The organism is Streptococcus oralis subsp. oralis, assembly GCF_002096495.1.
Lineage (GTDB): Bacteria > Bacillota > Bacilli > Lactobacillales > Streptococcaceae > Streptococcus > Streptococcus oralis_CU.
Genome location: NZ_NCUO01000012.1, coordinates 443,357 through 464,143, shown reverse-complemented (window position 1 = coordinate 464,143; position 20,787 = coordinate 443,357). Strand labels below are relative to the sequence as shown.

Below are 20,787 nucleotides of genomic sequence, written 5' to 3'. Positions count from 1 at the left end.
ACTTTCTATTTCAAATTTTCTTTAACAACACGAAGTTGCTGTTTAATACTCACATCAATTGTCTTGTGATTGGCAAAAATGACAAAACCACCAATGAGACTTTCATCGATTTGTTCTTTGATAGTCCGAACTTTCAGAGACATTTTTTTCTCAATCAAAGGAAGCAATCGCGCCTTCTGGTCATCTGTTAATGGATGAGCGGAGGCAATCGTTACTTCAAATCGATTCGTTTCTTTTTCAAGTCGACTCAAACAATCTACAATTACTTCATAAAATAAATTTGCTCTGTGATTGTATAGCAGCACCTGAAAAAAGTTTTGCATTAATGGTGACACTGAGTCTTGGAAGAAACGAACGGTTTTTTCCTTATCCGACTCACCTACTGCCACTTGACCTAAAAAAGAAGGCAAGTCTGTTTCTTCTGCGACTTGCTTGATTTGAGCTAAGTCAGAAAAGATACGGTCTTCTTCTCCCTTTTCAATCACCAATTGGACAAAAGGCATGCTGTATTTTTCAATTACCTTTACTGTCTTTTTGTCCATTAAGCTTCTCCTAGCTGATCGATGTACTGATCAATGAGTTCTTTATGGGCTTGTCCGTCAAGGTTTTGTGAGATGATTTTACCAGCGAGACTAATCGTCAAATCTGCTACCTCACCCTTAACGCTTTGTAAAGCTTCCGCTTTATTTTGAGCAATTTCTTGGTTAGCTTTTTCTTTCAAGCGTCCTGCTTCCAGTTTCGCCTCAGCCAAGATGTCAGCTCTACTTTTCTCAGCTGTTTCCTTTGCATTCTCGATAATTGTCTTAGCTTCCGAACGGCTACCTGCCAACTCAGCTTCACGTTTGCTAGCGAGTTCTTCGGCCTTCTTACGGGCAGCTTCTGCTCCGTCAATATCTGAAGAAATTTTTTCAGCACGTTCATCTAAAATATTGGTAAGATTTCCCCAGGCATATTTTTTCACTAAAAAAATTAATAAAAGGAAGGAACCAGCGATAAGAATAAAGTCACCAATAATGGTACTAATAGTTAAATCCATCTTCTAATCCTCCTCTACTTACTCTTCCCCAGCATTTATCTTCTTACCAATGTACATCGATGACAACATGGTAAAGACATAGGCTTGAATACATGAAATGAAAATCGAAAAGGCTGTCCATAACATGTTTGCGATAAAGGCAAAAGGATACCAATACAAAGCATTTTGTGACAAGGCTAATAGCAATCCAGCTAAGACCTCACCGGCAAAAATATTTCCGTAGATCCGAATCGCCAAGGAAGCAAAATTGGTGAACTCTTCTAAAATGTTCATCGGAGTCATAAAGCCAGGTGTAACAAATGCTCTCAAATATTCTTTAACGCCTCTACGACGAACTCCTTCTACATGGGCGATCAAAGTGATCAAGAATGATAGGGATAAATCGTATCCAAGGTTGGCTGTTGGGGAAGTCCACAAGTTATAACCGTTTGTTGTTTGTACTTTTGCCATTAAGCCGATATTATTGGCAACCAAGATAAACAGAAATAGAGAAAACAGAAATAAGGAATAATCCTTGATGTATGATTCTCCAATGTTTGGTTTGGTAAAACCAATCACAAAGTCGTAAATCATCTCAAGAGCATTTTGTTTGCCCTTTGGACGGATGGTCATTTTACGACTTGCCCAGTAGACAAAGGCAAAAACCATCAAAACAGTTACAAGAGACATGGCAAGCAGGGTCAAATCAAAGGATATTGGTCCAATATTAACGGTTGGATTCAAACTTTCTTCCATGGTTTGACACCTCCATTTCTAAATAGAGTTGTCTATTTAATGACAAATGACATCGCCAAGGTTACAAAGAATGTTCCTTCGATAAAGGCAATCCCCATGATCATCAAACTACGCAATTGTGGGATGATGTCTGGTTGGCGTGCTGCAGACTTGAACAAACCGTTCATCAAAAATCCTTCTGCAAGGGATACACCCATACAGGCAAGACATAGACCGAAAAATGTTAAATTCATGATGAATTCTCCTTTTTATTTAAATTTACTTCCTTAGTTTAGTCCTAAAATTTGTTTTTGTCAACTTTTTACTAACATTGAAAGCGTTTCATATGATTTATTTCTATTTTTGCTGTTTTTACCCCATTCTATAGAAAGTTTTTCCATTTTAGATTGCGAATTTTTCTTGATTTTACTCTATTTTCTGAAACAAACTGAAAAATCCAAGTTAAGAACTTGGATCGATTCATTTTATTTAAAATAGTAGGAATAGTGTTGTTTACAACCTGGATTAAATGGTGCACTGCAGTAAGGACAAGCCATCTGTTTTTGGTATTCTTGGAAAGTCATTGTCCTCTTACAACCCCCACATAAGATTGGTCGATCCTCAAAAAGCGCCAAGGGATAGGGAGAAAAAACATGTGTCTCCATAGTATTGTGACACTGATAGCATGCGTAGTATTTTTTGCATTCATAACATTGGAGTGAAACAATATCCTTTTCACTATGATAATGAACACATCTGCTTTCATCATCTACCAATAAACCTTGAGCTTGTATCATTCCCTTTTCCTTATCTAGGCACGAACTGTAACACTTGTCCCGTCTTCCTTATAGAGGTTGATGAGCCCTTCCTTGAGAGCGCGGACCATATCCCCTGCTTGAACAGGTTGTGGAACCTTGATTGTCAAGAGTTCCATTGGATTTGGAGCACGGTCTATTTTATTGCCCTTGGCATCATGAAGATCTTCGATATAAGTTTCAAAATGTCGGAAACCTGGTCCGTAAAACTCAACTTGGTCTCCTTCATTGATAACATTCCGTTGACGAATGGTTGCCGTTTGAGTCGCATCATCATACGAAACCACTTCAGCGACAAACTTGTATTCAGGAATTTTACGACGAGCGCCAAACAACTGTTCGTTTTCAGACGGTGTACCGTAGTAGAAACCTGTTGCCAATTCACGTTGGGCAACCTTCCACATCTCGTCTACCAAGTCCTGTTTGATGGCTTCAAATTTCTCGGGACTTTCGAGATAAGCATCTACAGCCGCCTTGTAACAGTTGGTCACAGTTGAAACATAGTGGATCGACTTCATACGACCTTCAATCTTGAGACTGTCTACACCGTTTTCGATCATATCTGGAATATGGTCAATCATGGACATGTCAACGGCTGACATCGAAAATTCTTCTGGAATTTCACCTTTCAGACTCTTACGTTCTTGACCAAAAGGCATGTCATAAAGATCGTATTTCCAACGACAAGACTGAGAACAGCCCCCACGGTTGGCATCACGCATACTCATGTGGTTTGATAACGTACAGCGACCTGAGTAAGAAATACACATGGCTCCATGGACAAAGGCTTCAATTTCTACATCAGTACGTTTGCGAATCTCTGCCAATTCTTCCATTGAAACTTCACGGGCCAAAACCACGCGAGTTAGACCAAGTTCTTTCCAGAACTCTAAAGTTTCATAGTTGGTCGCACTAGCTTGGGTTGAAAGGTGGATTTCAAGACCTGGTGCTTCGGTTGCTGCAATCATAATCAAGGCTGGATCTGACACGATAACTGCGGCAATCCCGATGTCACGCAACTTACGGAACCATTCTCCAGCACCAGCTTCGTTTCCTTCGTGCATAACCATGTTAGCAGCCACATAGACCTTGGCACCGTACTTAGCAGCAAACTGCACGCCTTCTTCCATCTGTTCAAAGGTGAAGTTTCCTGCACGGCTACGAAGACCATAGGCCTGTCCACCGATGAAGACTGCGTCCGCACCATATTGAACAGCTACTTTCAGCTTCTCTAAAGTCCCTGCAGGTGATAAAACCTCAGGACGTTTTAATGTTTTTGTCATTTCTTCTCCTATTTGCAATATAAAAGTTTGACGTTTTTCCTTCTCATTTTATAGTAAATAAGCAATAAAATCAAGCCTAGACAGATTGTTTTGACAATTCTAATCTTTTAAGAAAACAAAAAACTAGCCTTTCTAGACTAGTTATTTTCAAGATAAAATTCAAAGCGTTCGCCCACGTATTGACTCTTTACATACTCGAAAGCCGTCCCATCTTCAAGATAAGAGACCTGAGTCAAGGCTAAAATGGCATGCCCTTTTTCAACTTCTAGATAGTGAGCAATTTTTTCCTTAGCCAATCTCGCATAAATGGTCTGTTGGGATTTGCCAATCCGATAGCCATGTTGCTGCAAGGTATGGAAGAAATGACTGGTGATTTCTTCTTTTTTGAAATCCTTAATAAATTTCTCAGGAATAGATGCGACTTCATAGACTAGTGGAACTTGGTCAGCGTAACGCACCCGTTCCATGCGGATAATATTCTCTGTCGGAGCAATCCCTAGATTAGCGACCTCTTGCTCATTTGGAATGGTTCTTCTGTAAGAAATGAGTTGACTAGAAGGAACTTTCCCCTGAGATTTGACAATCTCCGTAAAACTGGTTGTACCCCGCATTTTTTCTTGGACACGAGTGCTAGAGACAAAGGTTCCACTTCCTACACGACGCTCCAAAACTCCTTCCTCAACCAAGAGAGAGATAGCCTGACGTAATGTCATCCGGCTAACTTGAAACTGTTCAGCTAAATCTCGCTCACTTGGAAGTCTCTCTCCGATTTTCCAATGATGCTCATCTATATCCTTCTTGATCTGATCGTGGATTTTCATATAAGCTGGTAACATGATTCTCACTTCTTTTCTTTATTTTCTCCATTGTACCGTATTTGCTAAGAAAAAGTCAAACTTTGCCTTGTTTAGTTGGTAATTCGCCCCTATTTGTGATAGAATATTGAAAAAGATATTTCTTTTGAGAAAGGAAAAAGATGAGCAACATTTCAACTGACTTGCAAGATGTCGAAAAAATCATCGTGCTGGACTATGGTAGCCAATACAACCAGCTGATTTCACGTCGTATTCGTGAAATTGGTGTTTTTTCAGAGTTAAAAAGTCATAAAATCTCAGCCGCAGAGGTTCGTGCGATTAACCCTGTAGGGATCATCCTCTCTGGTGGACCAAACTCTGTATACGAAGATGGTTCATTTGATATTGACCCAGAAATTTTTGAACTTGGCATTCCAATTTTAGGAATATGCTATGGTATGCAACTTTTAACTCATAAACTTGGAGGAAAAGTTGTCCCTGCAGGTGATGCTGGTAACCGAGAGTATGGCCAATCACCACTTACCCATACCACTTCTGCCCTCTTTGAAGGGACTCCTGAAGAACAGATTGTTTTGATGAGCCATGGCGATGCTGTTACAGAGATTCCAGCTGATTTTGTTCGTACTGGAACTTCTGCTGACTGTCCTTATGCAGCTATTGAAAACCCTGACAAGCACATCTATGGTATCCAATTCCACCCAGAAGTTCGCCATTCTGTATACGGGAATGATATCCTTCGCAACTTTGCCCTTAACATCTGTCAGGCTAAAGGCGACTGGTCAATGGACAACTTCATCGATATGCAGATCAAAAAAATCCGTGAAACTGTAGGTGACAAGCGTGTTCTTCTCGGCCTATCAGGTGGTGTTGACTCTTCTGTTGTTGGCGTTCTTCTCCAGAAAGCAATCGGCGATCAATTGATCTGTATCTTTGTAGACCACGGTCTTCTCCGTAAGGGAGAGGCTGACCAAGTTATGGACATGCTTGGTGGTAAGTTTGGTTTGAATATCGTTAAAGCAGACGCTGCTAAACGATTCCTTGATAAACTTGCAGGTGTTTCTGATCCTGAGCAAAAACGTAAAATCATCGGAAACGAGTTTGTTTATGTCTTTGATGACGAAGCTAGTAAGCTAAAAGATGTAAAATTCCTTGCTCAGGGAACGCTTTACACTGACGTGATTGAGTCTGGTACAGATACTGCTCAAACCATCAAATCACACCACAATGTTGGTGGTCTTCCAGAAGACATGCAGTTTGAATTGATTGAGCCATTGAACACTCTTTATAAAGACGAAGTCCGTGCCCTCGGTACAGAGCTTGGTATGCCAGACCACATCGTATGGCGCCAACCATTCCCAGGACCAGGACTCGCTATCCGTGTCATGGGTGAAATCACTGAGGAAAAACTAGAAACTGTTCGTGAGTCTGATGCTATCCTACGTGAAGAAATCGCTAAAGCTGGTCTTGATCGTGATATTTGGCAATACTTCACTGTCAACACAGGCGTTCGTTCAGTCGGTGTTATGGGTGATGGTCGTACTTACGACTACACCATCGCCATTCGTGCGATCACTTCTATCGATGGTATGACAGCTGACTTTGCCAAGATTCCTTGGGAAGTCCTTCAAAAAATCTCTGTACGTATCGTAAATGAAGTAGATCACGTTAACCGTATCGTCTACGACATTACAAGTAAACCACCTGCAACTGTGGAGTGGGAATAAACCAATCAAACACAAAAGAACTCTGAATCGGATTCAGAGTTCTTTTTTAGGTAGCACTTCTGCTTTCCTTTTTTATTTGCGTTTTTTCTTAGCTTTTTTCATTTTGTTAGCCATGCGTTTCATAGACTGTTTCATGGCAAATTCACCGATTTTACCTTTGAGTCCGCCACCAAACATCTGGCTCATATCTGGCATGCCTGCTCCTCCAAGAGCTGACATATCCGGCATTCCACCTTGTCCCATCATGCCTTCAAGGGCAGACATATCCATCCCTCCCATATTTGGCATATTTTTTGGAAGGTTATTTGGGTTGATTCCCATCTGCTTCATCATCTTGTTCATATCCCCAGACATGACACCTTGCATGAGCTGTTTGGCCTGGTTAAAGTCCTTGATAAATTTATTGACTTCGACAAAGGTATTTCCAGAACCAGCAGCGATACGACGGCGACGACTTGGATTTAACAGATCAGGGTTTTCGCGTTCTTCAGGTGTCATAGAAGACACAATGGCACGTTTGCGCGCAATCTGGCGCTCATCCACCTTCATATTTTGAAGGGCAGGATTGTTAGCCATACCTGGAATCATCTTGAGTAAGTCTTCCATTAGCCCCATATTTTGCACCTGATCCAATTGATCAATGAAATCATTGAAATCAAAGGTGTTTTCGCGCATTTTCTCAGCCATTTCAAGAGCTTTTTGCTCATCGTATTCCTGAGAAGCTTTCTCAATCAAAGTGAGCATATCCCCCATACCAAGGATACGGCTTGACGTACGGTCTGGGTGGAAGGTTTCGATATCTGTTATCTTTTCACCCGTACCAGTGAACTTGATAGGTTTTCCAGTGATGTGACGAACAGACAAAGCTGCACCACCACGAGTATCCCCATCAATCTTGGTAAGGATGACACCAGTTACTTCCAACTGAGCATTAAACTCACGGGCAACATTAGCCGCTTCCTGACCGATCATGGCATCAATGACAAGGAGGATTTCGTTTGGTTGAGCCAGTGCTTTAACATCACGAAGCTCATTCATAAGAAGTTCATCGATTTGTAAACGCCCTGCCGTATCGATCAAGACATAGTCGTTGTGATTGGCCTGCGCTTGCTCCAAACCTTGGCGAACAATTTCAACAGCAGGCACTTCTGTTCCAAGTGCAAAGACAGGAACATCGATTTGTTGTCCAAGTGTTTTCAGCTGATCGATGGCTGCTGGACGATAAATATCTGCCGCAATCATCAAAGGACGAGCATTTTCTTCCTTCTTGAGTTTATTAGCCAGCTTACCAGCAAAAGTCGTTTTACCAGCCCCTTGCAAACCGACCATCATGATAATGGTTGGAATTTTTGGTGACTTGATAATTTCTGCCGTATCGGAACCTAAAACAGCTGTCAATTCCTCATCAACGATTTTGATAATCTGTTGGGCTGGATTGAGGGTATCAATGATCTCGTGTCCGACTGCACGTTCACGAACCTTCTTGATAAAGTCCTTTACAACAGGCAAAGCAACGTCGGCTTCCAGCAAGGCCAAACGAATCTCTTTGGTTGCTTCCTGGACATCAGCCTCAGATATTTTTCCTTTTTTACGTAGATTTTTAAAGACGTTCTGTAAACGTTCTGTTAAACTTTCAAATGCCATTTTTTTCTCCTATGTTTCATTAATTCGGTGGAAAACGTCCAAAATCTTGTAAACAAACAAGTTCTTCTGGAGTGACTTCTTTCATTATCTCATTTGGATATCCCCAACAGCTAAATCCCTCTTGAAGAGCTCGAAAGATAGAATCAGACGAGAGGATTTGTAGCCTTGTGGGAAAAGGAGTCTCAGCAGCTAATAGTTTACAGGGTATACCTTTGTAGATGACTATACTCCCCATACTTATTCTCTATTATCAATACTTGTTAAAATTTCTATCTGCTCCTGCAGAAAGTCATCCTTGGGATAACGCTCCAAGATCTGGTCAAAAATCTGACTGCGGACAATGTAGTCCGAATACATGTGCAGTTTCATCTCATAATCTTCTAGAATCTTTTCCGTCCGCTTGATATTATCATAGACAGCCTGACGACTGACACCGAACTCTTCAGCAATCTCAGCAAGACTATAATCATCAGCATAATAGAGTTCAATATAGTTCATCTGCTTGTCTGTCAAAAGCGCCGCATAAAATTCAAAAAGGGCGTTCATACGATTGGTTTTTTCGATTTCCATAACTTTTATTATACCAAAAAAACGATTATACTGCTAGAGTGGAAGCACTTCAAATAGAGTAAGAAGAAAAAAGAACCTTGCAAGGCAAGATTCTTTTAGTGTCTGACTTAAATAATTGTTCTTCTGGGAACTTAATCGAATTAAGCTTCGATTTCTGTAACCATACCTGAACCAACAGTACGTCCACCCTCACGGATAGAGAATGTAGTACCTTGTTCTACGGCGATTGGGTGGATCAACTCAACGTCGATAGTCACGTTATCACCAGGCATTACCATTTCAGTACCTGCTGGAAGTTCGATTGAACCTGTAACGTCAGTAGTACGGAAGTAGAATTGTGGACGGTAGTTGTTGAAGAATGGAGTGTGACGTCCACCTTCTTCTTTAGTAAGGATGTAGACTTCACCTTTAAATTTAGTGTGTGGGTTGATTGAACCTGGTTTAGCGATAACTTGTCCACGTTCGATTTCATCACGTTGAACACCACGAAGAAGGACACCTACGTTATCTCCGGCAAGACCTTCGTCAAGTTGTTTACGGAACATTTCAACACCAGTAACAACTGCTTTTGAAGTTTCTTCTTTGATACCAACGATTTCGATTTCGTCGTTGACACGAACAGTACCACGGTCGATACGTCCTGAAGCAACTGTACCACGTCCAGTGATTGAGAATACATCTTCGACTGGAAGAAGCAATGGTTTGTCAGTGTCACGTTCTGGTTCTGGAATGTACTCATCAACAGTGTTCATCAATTCCATGATGATGTCTTCGTATTTAGAGTCACCTTCAAGAGCTTTAAGAGCTGAACCTTGGATAACTGGAAGATCGTCACCTGGGAAGTCGTATTCTGAAAGAAGGTCACGGATTTCCATTTCAACCAATTCAAGCAATTCTTCGTCGTCAACCAAGTCGATCTTGTTCATGAAGACGATAAGGTGTTTAACACCAACCTGACGTGAAAGAAGGATGTGCTCACGAGTTTGTGGCATTGGTCCGTCAGTTGAAGCTACTACAAGGATAGCTCCATCCATTTGGGCAGCACCAGTGATCATGTTTTTAACGTAGTCCGCGTGTCCTGGAGCGTCGATGTGAGCGTAGTGACGTTTTTCAGTTTCGTACTCAACGTGCGCAGTGTTGATAGTGATACCGCGTTCGCGTTCTTCTGGAGCAGCATCGATAGACGCATAGTCTTTAGGTTGGTTAACTGATGAAGGCAAGCGACGTGCCAAAACAGTTGTGATAGCTGCAGTTAGGGTAGTTTTACCGTGGTCAACGTGTCCGATAGTACCAATGTTAACGTGTGGTTTACTACGATCGTATTTTTCTTTTGCCATTTGAGTAAAAGCCTCCAATAAAATATATTTTATAGATAGACAGTAGGCAATACAGTCTAACTTTCCTTACTATTTTATCAAATTTCTGCTAAATTGCAAGTGTTTTACACATATTTTGTCAATTAATCTAAATCTTATCAAATCCTGTTCTTCTGCTTCTTTATGGCAATATGAATTCAAACTTATTTTGTTTGGGCGATAGTCTTTTCATCAAAAAAATCAGGTTTCCCTGATTTTAATTTGATTCTGTTTTTTCCAGTTCCTTAGCTTCTTTATGGTTTTCATATAATTTCGCTAGGAACTTAGTAATTTCTTTAAAAATGGAGTAAGTAGGTACTGCTACGACCATCCCTATGACACCGTAGATATTACTTGACAGTAAAAGGAGCACCAAGATCGTAATCGGATGCACTTTCATAACTCCTCCAACGATGCGTGGATAGAGAACATTTCCATCAATCTGCTGAATAATAAGCATATAAGCAACCGCAATCAACATACGATGAGGATCCGTGAACACATTGGCAATCACCATTGGAATTAAGCCAATACTTGGACCAACATAAGGAATCAAATTTGCGATTCCAGAGAAAATAGCAAAAACTAGGGCGTACTTTAATCCGATAACGCTATAGCCAATATAGGCTAAACATCCAATAATAACCGCATCAATCGCAATTCCACTGATATAGCGCGCTATGGTTGTATTGAGATTGGTTAAAAGGCTAGAAAGATTCAATTTGTCATGTTTTAAGACGGTACGTTCCAACATTGGTAGCAACTTATGACCATCCAACAAGAAATAAATCAAGAATACAGGGGTCATAATGAGAATCAGAACCGTACTAAACAAAGCTGAAAGAACGCTTCCTAAACTGTTGCTGACGCTATTTAGGATATTCTGGAGGATATCCACATAGGAGAGATTCAGTTGTTGAATAGTTTGTTGAATATCAATATTTTGGAAGACTGGATTCATGGACAAATCAATGATCAAATCTTGTAGTCTACTATAGATGTTTTGACTAGAAATAATCAAGCTGGTCAACTGATTAATCAAAATCGGCAAGAGATAAACGACCCCCACAACGATAGCACCAATTAAGGCACAAAGAGTGACCAAGACACCAATTAGACGATTGATCTTACATCTCTTTTCTAAGAAAGTAACGACTGGATTTGTAATGTAGTAAAAAAATCCACCAAGCAAAAATGGAATCATGATGGTATTCACAACCGTCACGAAGGGAGTAATGATGGCCCCCATTTCTCTCCAAAGATAGAAAATCAGTGTTAATAATAAAATTTCAGCTGTCCAAAAAAATAATTTGTTTCTACGGAACATAGGTATCCTCCTTCTCTCTATTTTACCACATTTCTGAAAAAGATAAGATGGCTTTAGTAAAAAAGCGAGAATATTTTTTTTCTTTATGATAAAATAAAGTTAATATGAAAAAAATAATTTTATCTTTTATGACACTTTTAGTTTTTGGAACAGCTTCTACTGTTTCTGCTCAGGAGTTTGATGTTGCTGCTAAACATGCTATTGCTGTCGAGGCTACAACTGGAAAAATCCTCTATGAAAAAGATGCAAATCAGCCTGTAGAAATTGCTTCTATTACAAAACTAGTTACAGTTTATCTGGTCTATGAAGCTCTGGAACAAGGAACTATCAGCCTATCTACACCTGTTGATATTTCGGACTATCCTTACAAACTTACAACTAATTCTGAGGCGAGTAACGTCCCTATGGAAGCCCGAAATTATACTGTTGAACAGCTATTAGAGGCTACAATGGTATCCAGCGCGAACAGCGCTGCGATTGCACTAGCAGAAAAGATTGCTGGTTCTGAGAAAGACTTTGTAGACAAAATGAGGGCTAAACTTCTTGAATGGGGAATTCAAGATGCAACTATTGTAAACACAACTGGTTTAAATAATGAGACACTTGGCGATAATATCTATCCTGGTTCTAAAAAAGACGATGAAAACAAGTTGAGTGCCTACGACGTTGCAATCGTCGCTCGTAACCTCATCCGAGATTATCCTCAAGTTTTGGAAATCACCAAAAAACCAACTTCTACATTTGCAGGACTTGAAATCCACTCAACCAACTATATGTTGGAGGGAATGCCTGCCTATCGTGGTGGTATTGATGGACTAAAGACAGGTACTACTGATAAAGCTGGTGCTTCATTCGTTGGAACAACTGTTGAGAAAGGGATGCGTATTATTACGGTTGTTTTGAATGCAGATCAACAAGATACCAACCCTTATGCACGTTTTACTGCTACTTCTGCACTTTTAGATTATATTTCTGCAAACTTTGCCTTAAAAACTGTTGTTCAGAAAGGTGAAGCATACAACGATAGTAAAGTAACAGTTCTTGATGGTAAGGAAGATAATGTGACAGCTGTCGCTAAGTCAGACATTTCCATCGTCCAACGCATCGGAAGCGGTACTACACCTACTCTCCAATTCACACCGAAATCAACATCAGAAATGGCTCCATTGGAAGAAGGCAAGGTTGTTGGTACTCTAACCTATGATGATCAGGATTTGGTCGGTCAGGGCTATCTCACTTCCGACAAACCATCTTTTGAAATGGTTTCTGAAAAGAAAGTAGAAAAAGCCTTCTTTTTGAAGGTTTGGTGGAACCAATTCATCCGCTTTATCAATGAAAAATTATAAAAAAATCGCGATTCTTCGCGATTTTTTCTTTATTTCATTTCTTTAAAAGCCGCTTCTGCATCAGCGTTGCTAATAGCACCAAATTGGATTTTTCCGATTTTACCTTGACTGTCAATCAAGTATTCTGTTGGAATACTACGAATTTGGTAGGCTTGGAAGGTAGTTGCTTGCGTATCATATAGAACTGGAATATCCTTGTAGCCTTGTTCTTGGTACCATTTTGGAAAGTCTTGAACTGTTTTTTCACCTTGGAGACCAGGTGCAATGACACTCAAGATTTCAAAGTCTCGATCTTGTTTGGCAGCTAGTTCCATCAACTCAGGCATGCTTTTTTTACATGGTCCACACCAAGAAGCCCAGAATTTCAAATAAACCTTTTTCCCTTTATAGTCTGATAACTTCACTTCTTTGCCATCCATAGACTGCAAGGTGAAGTCTGGAGCATCCTTACCGACTGCGATTTGTTGTACAGCAGGTTGTTTTGGACTGCTTGTCTGTTTGGTTTCTTTTTCACCACAAGCAATCAACAAAAATAGAGACATGAGGCTCAATCCAGCAAAAATAACTTTTTTCATATTTTTCTCCTTTTATCCAAGAATTCCTGACAAGGCATTTAACTGCCCTAGCATTAATAATAATCCCATCAAAATAATCAAAGCTCCCCCGATTTTTTTTAGTAGGATCATATGGGGTTTTAATTTACTAAAATAGGGCATGATCCAGCCCGAAGCCAAGGCCAAAACAATGAAAGGAAGGGCCATTCCCAATGTATATACTAATGTTAACACGGCTCCTTGCCAAGCACCATTGCCTCCTGAAGCTGCAAGAGCCAAGACCGAACTTAAAACCGGTCCGATACAAGGGGTCCAACCAAAACTAAAGGTTATCCCAAGTAAAAAGGCTGACAGATAGTGATTAGACTTGGATTGTTTGAAGGTGACTGTCTTTTGAATCTCCAGTTTATTGAAATGCAAGATTTCCATCTGGTGAAGCCCTAAAAGAATAATGACTATTCCCATAGCATAACGAAACCAGTCTGCATAGAGCATGTGCCCTAGGAATCCAGCTCCAAATCCTAAAATAAAGAAAATAAGGGAGATTCCTGCAATAAAGCACAAGGTTCGAATTAAACCAGACCATGCAACGTCTCTTCCAAAAAAGCGAAAGCTTTTCGAATTTCCCTGATCATCCAGTAAAATACCAGCATAGACAGGTAGCAAAGGAAAGATGCAGGGTGAAAAGAAGGACAGGATACCAGCTAAAAAAACGGATACTAGAAATATAATCGACTCCAACGAATTACCTACTTTCTCAAAATTCTAATCCTATTTTACTACAAAAGAATAAATTTGTAAGAAGTCTGCTACGCTTATTTATTTTGATAAAATTTGACACAAAAAAAGGAGCTAAGCTCCTTTTTTTAATACGTTCCTTCTTCACCTTGACTAGTCAAGATAACTGGACCGTCTTTGGTAATCACGAACTGGTGTTCATATTGGCAAGACAGGCCGCCATCTATAGTCTTATGAGCCCAGCCAGTCTTCATATCTGTATCAATTTCCCAGTCACCAGTATTGATCATGGGTTCAATAGTTAGTACCATTCCTTCACGGAGACGGAGTCCACGCCCTGCAATACCGTAGTTAGGAACCATTGGCTCCTCGTGCATAGTTGGACCAACACCATGACCAACCAAATCACGAACGACACCGTAACCGCGACTTTCAGCGTATTCTTGAATGGCTGCACCGATATCACCGATACGATTGCCAACAACTGCTTGCTCAATCCCTTTATACATAGCTTCCTTGGTCACGTCCATCAGGTTTTTCACTTCTTCAGACGGTGTACCAACCGCATAAGCCCAACATGAGTCAGCTAAACCACCAGTATAACTTTGGGTGTATTCTTTCATTTGCTCAACATTGTTGAAGTTGAGTTTAGATACATTGAGGTCGGATTTGGCAATCGGACCACCCAGTACCATGTCAACCTTGAGCAAATCGCCATCTTTCAAGATGTAATGACGTGGAAAAGCATGAGCTACTTCGTCGTTGAGAGAGCAACAAGTGGCATAGGGGTAATCCATGACTGCACCATCTACTCCAATCTGTAAAGGAAGGAAATTCTCCTCTTTACAACGTCGACGAACGTACTCTTCAACTTCCCACATATCTACGCCCGGCTTAATCAAATCACGTAAGCCGATATGGATACTTGCTAGGAAATCACCAGCCTTGTCCATGGCTTCGATTTCACGTGCTGATTTTAAAGTTATCATTTTTTCTCCTAGATTCTAATTAATTTTAACCGTAACATTTGCTTTTGAAACAATCTGATGACCATGATAAATATCATAATCAATAATAGCTGAACGTCTCGTGTGGTGAATAATCCGAGCCTGAATCCGCAGAGTATCATCTATCTGCACAGCCTGCAAGAAATAAATCAACATCTGCTCAATGATGAGATTACGTCCGCTATTGACAACGAGGTCTTGGGTCATATGGTTGAGGATTTCAGCCAAGACTCCATTAGCAAGGACACCATTTTTCTCCAGCATGAAAGGCTCAACAGTAATGACGACTTCATCATGATGATAGGATAGTTTTTGCCCAATTTGCTCGGAGAAAGTTGGCAAAGCTGAAACCTGAGAACGGCTCATCTTTTCCATGACATCTCGTCTCGTTACTACTCCAAGCAAGGTTTGGTTACTTCTGACAACGGGAACCATCTCAAAGTCTTCTGCAATCATTCGTTGACTGACATTGGCAATATTGGTCGCTAAGCCTGTTACAAAGATACTTCGCGTCATCACCTTGTCAATCGTTGTGCTGGGGGATTTATCTCCTGCGTCACGCATAGTAACAACCCCGACAACCACTTGGTGTTGGTTAATGACTGGGAAACGGCTACTTCTGTTCTTACGGACCAAGTCTAGATAGTCTTTGACTGTATCCGTTTCTCTCAAAAAACCATACTCATGACTGGGACGATAGAGCTTTTCGACTGTCAGAATATCGGTTTTGATTTGAACATTTGAGAGGGCTTTGTTAATCATGGTCGCTACTGTAAAAGTGTCATGTTTACTCCTCAGAACTGGAATCCCTTTTTTATTAGCCAACTCAAGAACATCGTCCTGGACATGAAAACCACCTGTCACAAGGACCGCATTTTCATTTTCCAGCGCTAAAAGTTGAATGCGAGTGCGGTCTCCTACGATCAAAAGACCACCATCATGGAGATAGGACAGGATATTTTGCTCTGTCATAGCCCCAATGGAGAATTTGCTAAATTCTCTCTCCAACCCTTCCTGACCAGCTAAAACTTCAGAGGAGGTGACTTCAGCAATTTCAGCATAGGTTAGCCGCTCAATAGCCACTTTTTGGGACTTGACCCGTATAGTTCCACTACGTGGCCGAGTTTCAACGATGCCACGATTTTCAGCTTCTTTAATAGCTCGGTAGGCTGTTCCGTCACTAACACCTAGGTGATTGGAAATACTGCGAACACTAACTCTCTTCCCAATTGGCAACTCTTCCAGATAGGACAAAATTTCCTGGTGTTTACTCATTGAATTCTCCTTTTATGTATCGAAATTCAAGATAGTCCCTCATTTTTCGTGTATAGCGATCGCTTCCCTTAAACTGTCGGACGAGGCTAAAACCCGATTTTAAGGCTACTTTTTGACTAGCTTGATTCTCCAGATGAGTGATGATGGATAATTGTTTTAAACCAAATTCTTCAAATGAAAGCTGACATAGTTTGGTAACTACTTCTGTCATATAACCTTGTGACCAAGAATCCTTTTTTAAGAAATAACCAATTTCTGCTTCTTTTTTGATTTCATCGATTTTTTCAAATTTAATAGAGCCAATCATTTCCTGATTTCCTTGAAGACAAATTGCCCAAACACCCAGAGGATTCTTCATAAAATAGTTAGCAAGTGCGTACTGACTTTCTTCCAAATTTGCTTGACTGGGAAAAATAAACTGCAAATTCTCAGGGTTTGAAGCAATCTCGAAAAACGCTTGACTGTCACTAAAAAAGAAAGGACGCAAATACAAGCGCTCCGTTTCAAAAAAAGAAAACATTGCTAATTTGGTCCAAATATTCATAATCACCTCAACGGCTTAGTCTTCAACGAGTGTAATATCTGCTCCAAGACTACGCAATTTTTCAATAATATCTGAGTAGCCACGAAGGATAAACTCAATATTCGTAATTTCAGTCTGGCCTTGAGCCATCAAGCCAGCGATGACAAGTGCAGCACCAGCTCGCAAGTCTGTAGCTTTTACACTTGCCCCGTGTAAGTTACGACCACCGTTGTAAATAATGTGATCGTTTGTAGTCGTAATATCCGCATCCATTTTTGCTAACTCAAAGACATGATTGACACGTTTCTCATAAATCGTATCAATAATCGTTCCACGACCTTGCGCAGTTAGTAAAAGTGGCGTGATAGGCTGTTGCAAATCGGTTGCGAACCCTGGATAGGGTGCAGTTTTGATATTGATGGCCTTTAAACCAGACTGTTCTTCAACGAAGATACTGTCTTCTGAGACCGTCATACGAACGCCCATTTCCTCTAGTTTGGCGATAAAGCCTTCTAAATGTTCATAGAGAACGTTGTTAATGCGAATTCCTTTTCCTACCGCTGCAGCAAGTGAAATATAAGTTCCAGCTTCGATACGATCTGGAATTACTTGGTGACGAGTCCCATGTAGTTTCTCGACACCATCAATAATGATAATATCAGTCCCTGCACCACGAATATGGGCCCCCATGTTGTTCAAAAGGGTAGCAACATCGATAATTTCCGGTTCACGAGCCGCATTTTCAATGACAGTACGTCCCTTAGCTTTAACCGCAGCAATCATGGTGTTAATAGTTGCTCCAACGCTGACGGTATCCATGTAAATACTTGCGCCATGAAGCCCCTTACCTTGGGCAGATAAATTCATATTATCTCCCTCATAGCTGACCTTAGCACCCATGGCTTCAAAGGCTTTTAAGTGAAGGTCAATCGGACGAGGTCCCAGATCACATCCACCAGGAAGTCCAACTGTAGCTTCACCAAAGCGACCTAAAAGACTTCCGTAGAAATAATAAGAAGCACGCAAGCTATTAATTTTGCCATAAGGCATAGGAATGTTTTGAACACCTCTTGGATCAATCTCCAAGACATCATCATAACGCTTAACAGTCGCCCCCATAATCTCCATAATTTCGACAAGACTAGCAACGTCTGAAATATCTGGAACACAATCTAAAGTGACAATATCATCTGATAAGATAATAGCTGGAATAAGCGCTACAACACTATTTTTAGCACCACTAATGGTGATCTCACCTTGCAATGGACGTCCACCATTGATGACAATTTTTCTCATGTTTTACTCTTTCAAAATTTACTAAAAAGGTCTTTTCGTTCTATTATACCATAATTTTCAGTTTTTTCCCATTCCTATTTACTAAATACCATCTCATTTTGATAAAAAAAGACCTATCACTCAAGCTTTTCAGCCTGAAATGATAGGTTTTTGTGTTAGATTAGCGTACAGTGCGGATGCGCATTGTGTTTGTACGAACAGCTTCGCCAAGTGGTACACCTGCAACGATAACAATATCATCACCAGATTCTACCAAACCTTGCTCAACTGCAATTCTTTCAGCGAGATCAAACATATCATCAGTGTTTGATGGGCGATCAGTGGTTACTGGAATAACTCCCCAGTTAAGCATCAAACCACGCTCAGTCAATTCATCGAAAGTGATTGCCAAGATATCAGCATCTGGACGGTATTTAGAAATCAAACGAGCAGTGTGACCTGTCTTAGTAAGAGTAACCACCAACTTGATATTCATAGAATTTGTCGCATCCTTAACAGCTGAAGCCATAACCTCAGTCTTAGAATTACGTGACAAGTTAACAGATGACAAGCGACCGTATTCTTTTAAAAGAGTTTGAGCATTCTTGTCAATTGTTGCCATTGTACGAACAGACTCAAGTGGATATTTACCATTTGCAGACTCACCTGAAAGCATTGTAGCGTCGGTTCCGTCGATAACAGCGTTAAACACATCTGATACTTCTGAACGCGTTGCACGTGGTTTTTCAGTCATAGTTTCAAGCATGTTTGTTGCTGTGATAGCGACTTTACCAGCTGCATTTACTTTTGTAATAATCATTTTTTGGTAAACTGGAACCATTTCGAATGGTACTTCAATACCCATGTCACCACGGGCGATCATGATACCGTCAGCAGCTTCAATGATTTCATCCAAGTTGTCAATACCTTGTTGGTTTTCGATTTTCGCAAACAATTGAACGTGACCATTACCAGTTTCTTCACAGATTGCACGAACTTCGTTAACGTCTTTCGCAGTACGTACAAATGAAATCGCGATGAAGTTGATACCTTGTTCCAAACCGAAACGGATATCATCGTTATCACGTTCAGCAAGAGCTGGGAAAGGAATTTTAGTGTTAGGGATGTTTACACCTTTTTGTTTAGCGATAATTCCGTCGTTTTCAACTTCAACTTCAAACTCACGAGTTGCATCGTCTTTTGCAACAACGCGAAGACCCAATTTACCATCGTCAACCAATACTTGACGACCAACTTCAACATCATCGTAGATATCAAGAGCACCAGCAACGTTCAAAGCAATCACTTCACGAGTTGATTTGATTCCTTGTTTAGTTGCAACACGGATTTTTTCACCAGTTTTGTAAGAGTACTCTTTTGCGTCACCTTCAAACAATTCTGTACGGATTTCAGGTCCTTTAGTATCAAGAAGGAAACCAACTTTTTTACCTGCAAGTTTTTCGGCAAGTTTAACAGTTGCCATACGCTCACCTTGTTCTTGGTGGTCACCGTGTGAGAAGTTGAAACGGAAAGTGTTTGCTCCTGCTTCAATCAGTTTAGCAATGTTTTTAGCTGAAGCTTCAACATCAAGTTTTTCACCCCAGTATCCGTCTTCACCGAATTTTTTACCACCACGGATTTCAACCGCAGGACCTAAAGTTGCAACGATTTTTACACGTTTGTTCATGATTTTTGTGACTCCTTTATATAATTCGACCTTTTATGGTCATGTTACCAAATTAATGAAAGTTGATTAGGACAAGCTCTTGTTCAAAGCAGAAAGTTCAAGATCAGCTTTATGAGGGTTGTTAACAATAATCTTACCTTCTGCAGTTAAGCTAAACAAAGCTCCTTCTTCTGCTGTACCAAGAATTGGATTTTCAACCATTTTTTCGTTACGGATACCAACAGCGACACCACCGATTCCTTGTTTAAGGAGTTTAACAGCGTGTGCACCCATGCGTGATGCTAATACACGGTCACGAGCGGTTGGTGATCCACCACGTTGGATGTGTCCAAGTTCAGTTACACGAAGGTCACTAGTGTCTCCAGCTTCCTTGAGCTTTTTACCAAACTCATCGGCAGACATAACTCCCTCAGCCAAAACGATGATGTTGTGTTTCTTACCACATTCATAACCAGCTTTGATGCTTGCAACGATATCTTCCATCTTGAAGTCTTCTTCAGGGATGATGATTTCGTCAGCACCAGTTGCGATACCTGCCCAAAGAGCGATATCACCAGCGTTACGTCCCATTACCTCAACAACGAAAGTACGACGATGACTTGATGATGTATCACGAATCTTATCAATCGCATCCATTGCAGTCGTAACTGCAGTATCAAATCCAATTGTGAAATCAGTACCTACGATATCGTTATCGATTGTACCTGGAAGCCCAATAGCAGGGAATCCATGCTCAGTCAAGCGCATAGCTCCGTGATAAGAACCGTCACCACCGATAACAACGACACCTTCGATACCGTGTTTTTTCAACTGCTCAATCCCTTTAAGTTGGCCTTCAAGTTGTGCAAACTCAGGGTAACGAGCAGAGTGAAGGAAAGTACCACCACGTGAAATGATGTCTCCTACTGAAGCAGCATCAAGTGGATAAATTTCACCGGCAACCATGCCTGCGTATCCATCATAGATACCAAAAACTTCCATTCCTTCTGAGATTGCTTGGCGAACTACCGCACGGATGGCAGCATTCATACCAGGGGCGTCTCCACCACTGGTTAAAACAGCAATACGTTTCATTTGGTTATGCTCCTTTTTCTTTTAA

At 40.7% G+C, this 20,787-nt stretch carries 22 protein-coding genes; 2 read left to right on the top strand and 20 right to left on the bottom strand.

Annotated features, from left to right (window positions below; genetic code table 11):
* Window positions 1–5: 5 nt before the first annotated feature.
* The 7 genes from B7717_RS07695 to B7717_RS07665 form a co-directional block, all read right to left on the bottom strand.
* Complete coding sequence (locus tag B7717_RS07695; RefSeq protein ID WP_000359021.1) at window positions 6–542, bottom strand: F0F1 ATP synthase subunit delta; 537 nt, start codon at window positions 540–542, stop codon at window positions 6–8.
* Window positions 542–1,036: a F0F1 ATP synthase subunit B gene (atpF, locus tag B7717_RS07690; protein WP_000366311.1), complete on the bottom strand. Its 495-nt coding sequence runs from the start codon at window positions 1,034–1,036 to the stop codon at window positions 542–544. The genes B7717_RS07695 and atpF overlap by 1 nt, the downstream gene beginning before the upstream one ends.
* A gap of 18 nt (window positions 1,037–1,054) precedes the next feature.
* The gene (gene atpB / locus B7717_RS07685) at window positions 1,055–1,771 is read right to left on the bottom strand and encodes a F0F1 ATP synthase subunit A (RefSeq protein WP_000392937.1); all 717 of its coding nucleotides are present in this window, start codon (window positions 1,769–1,771) and stop codon (window positions 1,055–1,057) included.
* A 32-nt stretch (window positions 1,772–1,803) separates the two neighbouring features.
* Complete coding sequence (locus B7717_RS07680; RefSeq protein ID WP_001054551.1) at window positions 1,804–2,004, bottom strand: F0F1 ATP synthase subunit C; 201 nt, start codon at window positions 2,002–2,004, stop codon at window positions 1,804–1,806.
* Window positions 2,005–2,235: 231 nt separating this feature from the next.
* On the bottom strand, window positions 2,236–2,547 hold the full coding sequence (locus B7717_RS07675; RefSeq protein ID WP_008279616.1) for a CHY zinc finger protein: 312 nt from the start codon (window positions 2,545–2,547) through the stop codon (window positions 2,236–2,238).
* A 14-nt stretch (window positions 2,548–2,561) separates the two neighbouring features.
* The gene (locus B7717_RS07670; RefSeq protein ID WP_000169096.1) at window positions 2,562–3,848 is read right to left on the bottom strand and encodes a peptidase U32 family protein; all 1,287 of its coding nucleotides are present in this window, start codon (window positions 3,846–3,848) and stop codon (window positions 2,562–2,564) included.
* Window positions 3,849–3,985: 137 nt separating this feature from the next.
* Entirely contained in the window at window positions 3,986–4,684 is a 699-nt protein-coding gene (locus B7717_RS07665) for a GntR family transcriptional regulator (protein WP_000936182.1), read from the bottom strand.
* A gap of 140 nt (window positions 4,685–4,824) precedes the next feature.
* Here B7717_RS07665 and guaA point away from each other — a divergent pair, with 140 nt between their 5' ends.
* Complete coding sequence (gene guaA / locus B7717_RS07660) at window positions 4,825–6,387, top strand: glutamine-hydrolyzing GMP synthase (RefSeq protein WP_000065697.1); 1,563 nt, start codon at window positions 4,825–4,827, stop codon at window positions 6,385–6,387.
* 72 nt (window positions 6,388–6,459) lie between these two features.
* Here guaA and ffh read toward each other — a convergent pair whose 3' ends face one another.
* The 5 genes from ffh to B7717_RS07635 form a co-directional block, all read right to left on the bottom strand.
* Window positions 6,460–8,031: a signal recognition particle protein gene (gene ffh / locus B7717_RS07655; RefSeq protein WP_084944487.1), complete on the bottom strand. Its 1,572-nt coding sequence runs from the start codon at window positions 8,029–8,031 to the stop codon at window positions 6,460–6,462.
* A 19-nt stretch (window positions 8,032–8,050) separates the two neighbouring features.
* Window positions 8,051–8,266 (bottom strand): hypothetical protein, encoded by a 216-nt coding sequence (locus tag B7717_RS09815; protein WP_000534887.1) that lies wholly within the window; start codon window positions 8,264–8,266, stop codon window positions 8,051–8,053.
* 2 nt (window positions 8,267–8,268) lie between these two features.
* Window positions 8,269–8,601: a putative DNA-binding protein gene (locus B7717_RS07645; protein ID WP_000402066.1), complete on the bottom strand. Its 333-nt coding sequence runs from the start codon at window positions 8,599–8,601 to the stop codon at window positions 8,269–8,271.
* Window positions 8,602–8,741: 140 nt separating this feature from the next.
* Entirely contained in the window at window positions 8,742–9,938 is a 1,197-nt protein-coding gene (tuf, locus tag B7717_RS07640) for an elongation factor Tu (protein WP_001040723.1), read from the bottom strand.
* Window positions 9,939–10,173: 235 nt separating this feature from the next.
* Entirely contained in the window at window positions 10,174–11,283 is a 1,110-nt protein-coding gene (locus tag B7717_RS07635; RefSeq protein WP_000489830.1) for an AI-2E family transporter, read from the bottom strand.
* Between the two features lie 104 nt (window positions 11,284–11,387).
* Here B7717_RS07635 and pbp3 point away from each other — a divergent pair, with 104 nt between their 5' ends.
* Window positions 11,388–12,629, top strand: a complete 1,242-nt coding sequence (gene pbp3 / locus B7717_RS07630) for a D-alanyl-D-alanine carboxypeptidase PBP3 (protein ID WP_084857341.1) — start codon at window positions 11,388–11,390, stop codon at window positions 12,627–12,629.
* A 29-nt stretch (window positions 12,630–12,658) separates the two neighbouring features.
* Here the strand turns inward: pbp3 and sdbB are convergent, their stop codons facing one another.
* From sdbB to pfkA, 8 genes are all read right to left on the bottom strand, one after another.
* On the bottom strand, window positions 12,659–13,204 hold the full coding sequence (gene sdbB / locus B7717_RS07625; protein ID WP_000755591.1) for a thiol-disulfide oxidoreductase-associated lipoprotein SdbB: 546 nt from the start codon (window positions 13,202–13,204) through the stop codon (window positions 12,659–12,661).
* 12 nt (window positions 13,205–13,216) lie between these two features.
* Window positions 13,217–13,924 (bottom strand): thiol-disulfide oxidoreductase-associated membrane protein CcdA2, encoded by a 708-nt coding sequence (ccdA2, locus tag B7717_RS07620; RefSeq protein ID WP_000443810.1) that lies wholly within the window; start codon window positions 13,922–13,924, stop codon window positions 13,217–13,219.
* A gap of 125 nt (window positions 13,925–14,049) precedes the next feature.
* Window positions 14,050–14,910, bottom strand: coding sequence for a methionyl aminopeptidase (locus B7717_RS07615; protein WP_084944486.1), 861 nt, complete (start codon window positions 14,908–14,910; stop codon window positions 14,050–14,052).
* 15 nt (window positions 14,911–14,925) lie between these two features.
* Complete coding sequence (spxR, locus tag B7717_RS07610) at window positions 14,926–16,203, bottom strand: CBS-HotDog domain-containing transcription factor SpxR (protein WP_000033809.1); 1,278 nt, start codon at window positions 16,201–16,203, stop codon at window positions 14,926–14,928.
* Window positions 16,196–16,747, bottom strand: a complete 552-nt coding sequence (locus B7717_RS07605; protein WP_001028741.1) for a GNAT family N-acetyltransferase — start codon at window positions 16,745–16,747, stop codon at window positions 16,196–16,198. Before B7717_RS07605 ends, spxR begins: the two co-directional genes overlap by 8 nt.
* A gap of 15 nt (window positions 16,748–16,762) precedes the next feature.
* Window positions 16,763–18,022 carry a UDP-N-acetylglucosamine 1-carboxyvinyltransferase gene (locus B7717_RS07600; protein ID WP_084944485.1) on the bottom strand — a complete coding sequence of 420 codons (1,260 nt, stop codon included), beginning with the start codon at window positions 18,020–18,022 and terminating at the stop codon, window positions 16,763–16,765.
* A 160-nt stretch (window positions 18,023–18,182) separates the two neighbouring features.
* Window positions 18,183–19,688 (bottom strand): pyruvate kinase, encoded by a 1,506-nt coding sequence (pyk, locus tag B7717_RS07595; protein WP_001042815.1) that lies wholly within the window; start codon window positions 19,686–19,688, stop codon window positions 18,183–18,185.
* Window positions 19,689–19,754: 66 nt separating this feature from the next.
* The gene (gene pfkA, locus B7717_RS07590) at window positions 19,755–20,762 is read right to left on the bottom strand and encodes a 6-phosphofructokinase (protein WP_084944484.1); all 1,008 of its coding nucleotides are present in this window, start codon (window positions 20,760–20,762) and stop codon (window positions 19,755–19,757) included.
* Window positions 20,763–20,787: the final 25 nt, after the last annotated feature.